Raw genomic sequence first — 3,354 nt, forward strand, 5'->3', positions numbered from 1 at the left:
GTTGTCGGCCGAGGCGCCCGTCACATCGACGCACTTGCCGCTCGACCCCGACGCCAGCGTGTAGACGCCGCCGTCGGCCGGGGCCGCGGCGGCCGAGCTCGCTCCGGTGGAGAGGGTCAGGACGGTGACGGGCATCGCCAGGACGACCGCGATCTTCGCGGCGCGTGACGGTGCCTGGATGCCGTGGCGCATGATCGGTCCTTTCCTGAGGTGGGGGGTGCCCCGGGCCGGCTCTGGGGCCGGCCCGGGGGGTCGATCACAGGCCGATGTCGGCCTGCGGGCCCGCGTAGGTGCGAAGGAGCGCCGGGACCTGCGCCGCGGGGTCCAGCGTGTAGGAGTAGAAGGAGGACGGCGTGAAGGCGGAGCCGCCGGTCTCCCGCTGGCCCGTCGAGTTGACCACGATGCTGCCGCTCTGGCGGAGCTCGGCGGCGTCGTCCCTGTAGTAGGGGTCCTTGACGTTGTCGTAGTAGCTGTTCTCGAGCACCATCTTGGTGGCGCCGCGCGAGTAGTTGCCGTAGCCGGTGATGTTCTGCAGGTAGTTGTTGTACAGGTGGGCGTAGGCGACGTTGTCGGTGCTGGGGTTGCGCTGGTTGTTGTCGTGGATCCAGTTGTGGTGGATCGTCATCCGCGCCGTGACGTTGTCGGTCCAGCCGATGCCGAACGCCTTGTTGTTCTCCGACAGGACGTTCCAGGACACGGTGAGGTAGCTGGTGTCCTTGCGGCTATCGATCAGCCCGTCGTTCATCCGGGTGATCGTGTTGTGGTCGATCCAGATGTGGTGGGCGGTGTCCATCTGGATGCCGTCGTAGTCGTACAGCTTGTCGTCGGGGTCGTCGTCGGCCATCCGGGTGTCGCGGATGGTCAGGTTCCGGATGATGACGTTGCTGACGCCGGTGCCGAGGAAGAAGCCGCCGTTGACGATGTGGCCCCTGGTGCCGACGCCGACGATGGTCTTGTTGGAGGCGACCTTGATCTCGGTGCCGTACGGCGTGACGGTGATGGCGCCGTTGACCTTGATGACGTACGGGGCGGCGGCGGTGGCGTACTTGACCAGGTCGGCGTAGGTCGTGACGGTTACCGTGGCGCCGGCCGCGCCTCCGGTGGTGGTCGTCAGGCCGCTGCCGCTGGTGGCGGCGAACCCGTCGGCGTTGTCGGACCAGACCCGGTCGCCGGACGAGGTGGAGTTGACGGACCACTGCATGCGGGCGACGTCGGAGCAGGTCTCCTGGACGATCGGGTTGTTGCCCGCTGTGGAGCCGTCCTTGTCGCTCACGCACAGGCCGGTCGCGACGCTCTTCACCAGGTACTTGCCGGACGCGGCGGAGGAAGGCGTGAAGGTCCACTGCTGGTTGGTCTTGCTGCCGTCACCGCAACCCCACTGCTGCAACCGCGTACCGGAGACCGTGGACCCGCCCGGCACGTCGACGCACCGGGTGCTGCCGCTGTTGACCAGATTGAACGCACTCCCCCGCGCCACGGCCTTGAACTGCTGATCGGCGGCGGTGGGGACGCAGGCGGTCTGGACGAGCTGGGCGCCGTTGTCGGCCGAGGCGCCCGTCACATCGACGCACTTGCCGCTCGACCCCGACGCCAGCGTGTACACGGCGCCGTCGGCCGGGGCCGCCGCCTGCGCCGGTCCCGCGGACGTCACCAGCGCGGTGGCGGTGACCAGGACGGCGGCCATGGGGACGCCGACCGATCGGGTGCGGCCTTTGATGATTGTGAGCAGTTTCATTGATCGCATCCTCGAAGGTCGAGAGGAATCTCCGCATTGGACGAATCAGCGCGCTTCACTAAATCGCCGCCCTCCGCGTCAGTGGGCTGAGGTTACGACCGCGTTTCTGATTACGTCAATCCATGAAACAAACAGGCGGAAGCTGGTCGAACCCCCGTTTTCAGCGCCCCTGACGGCCGGTCAGCCCACCCTTGCGGCGTTCTTCGCTGGTCATTGCATGACCCCGGGGCGAAGGGCGACAAGCCGTCATCCGAAAAATTTCGATGATTCGGCGGCGCGCCCATCTGAAACTTTCCTCGGCCGCCAGGCGGCCCGGTCCGTAACTCGGTGCGCGTACTCTGGCATGTCACCCGTCGTCCATCCAGGGAGCACCGCTTGCGCAGCAATCCGGCCGATTTACGCCTGAGGACCTCGACCGCGGTCTACCCCGCGGGCGTGCTGGCCCCATCGCCCCGTACCCTCATCGACGTCCTCGACGAGACCGCGCGCCGCCACCCGCACGCGCCGGCGATCGACGACGGCACCGTGGTCCTCGACTACCTGTCGCTGCGCACCGAGGTGGACCGGCTGGTCGCCGAGCTCGCCGAGGCCGGGGTCGGCCGCGGCTCCCGCGTCGGCGTGCGCCTCGCGTCGGGGACCGCCGAGCTGTACGTGTCCATCCTCGCCGTGCTCGCCGCCGGCGCCGCCTACGTGCCCGTCGACGCCGACGACCCGGCCGAGCGCGCGGAGACCGTCTTCGCCGAGGCCGCCGTGGACGCGATCGTCTCCGGAGAGCTCACGATGACCGGCACCCCGGGCCGGGCCCCCGCGCCGCCGGAGCCCGGCGACGACGCGTGGATCATCTTCACCTCCGGCTCGACCGGCAAGCCGAAGGGCGTCGCGGTGACGCACCGGTCCGCCGCCGCGTTCGTGGACGCGGAAGCGGGGCTGTTCCTGCAGGAGCGGCCGCTGGGCCCCGGTGATCGGATGCTGGCCGGGCTCTCGGTGGCCTTCGACGCCTCCTGCGAGGAGATGTGGCTGGCCTGGCGGCACGGCGCCTGCCTCGTGCCCGCGCCCAGAGCCCTGGTGCGCACCGGGATGGACCTGGGCCCGTGGCTGGCCGCCCACCGGATCACGGCCGTCTCGACCGTGCCCACGCTGGCCGCGCTCTGGCCGGCCGAGCACCTCGACGGCATCCGGCTGCTCATCTTCGGCGGCGAGGCCTGCCCGCCCGAGCTGGCCGAGCGGCTGGCCGTGCCGGGGCGCGAGGTGTGGAACACGTACGGGCCCACCGAGGCCACCGTGGTGGCCACGGCGGCGCGGCTGACCGGCGAAGGCCCGGTCCGCATCGGCCTGCCCCTCGACGGGTGGGACCTCGCGGTCGTGGACGGCACGGGCGAGCCGGTGGCCATGGGCGAGACCGGCGAGCTGGTGATCGGCGGCGTCGGCCTGGCCCGCTACCTGGACCCGGCCAAGGACGCCGAGAAGTACGCGCCGCTGCCCTCGCTGGGCTGGCAGCGCGCCTACCGCAGCGGCGACCTCGTACGCGCCGAACCCGACGGGCTCATCTTCGCCGGCCGGGCCGACGACCAGGTGAAGCTGGGCGGCCGGCGGATCGAGCTGGGCGAGGTGGACGCGGC

The 3,354-nt window shown here is 70.5% G+C and carries 3 protein-coding genes; 1 reads left to right on the top strand and 2 read right to left on the bottom strand.

Going from position 1 to position 3,354, the window contains the following annotated elements; translation table 11 throughout:
• A partial coding sequence (locus ACWDX9_RS61385) for a hypothetical protein (protein ID WP_449973128.1) occupies positions 1-192 on the bottom strand: 192 nt, incomplete at its 3' end.
• A 64-nt stretch (positions 193-256) separates the two neighbouring features.
• Positions 257-1,735, bottom strand: coding sequence for an RICIN domain-containing protein (locus ACWDX9_RS61390; RefSeq protein ID WP_449973129.1), 1,479 nt, complete (start codon positions 1,733-1,735; stop codon positions 257-259).
• Positions 1,736-2,110: 375 nt separating this feature from the next.
• On the opposite strand from ACWDX9_RS61390, the gene ACWDX9_RS61395 reads away from it, so the two are divergent.
• Positions 2,111-3,354 (top strand): amino acid adenylation domain-containing protein (locus ACWDX9_RS61395; RefSeq protein ID WP_449973130.1); only part of this gene is annotated, 1,244 nt, incomplete at its 3' end.

Source organism: Nonomuraea sp. NPDC003201 (assembly GCF_053590415.1).

Bases quoted from the DNA above. Each gene is read 5' to 3' on its own strand.
- ACWDX9_RS61390 (WP_449973129.1), bottom strand. From the start codon at position 1,735: ATGAAACTGCTCACAATCATCAAAGGCCGCACCCGATCGGTCGGCGTC.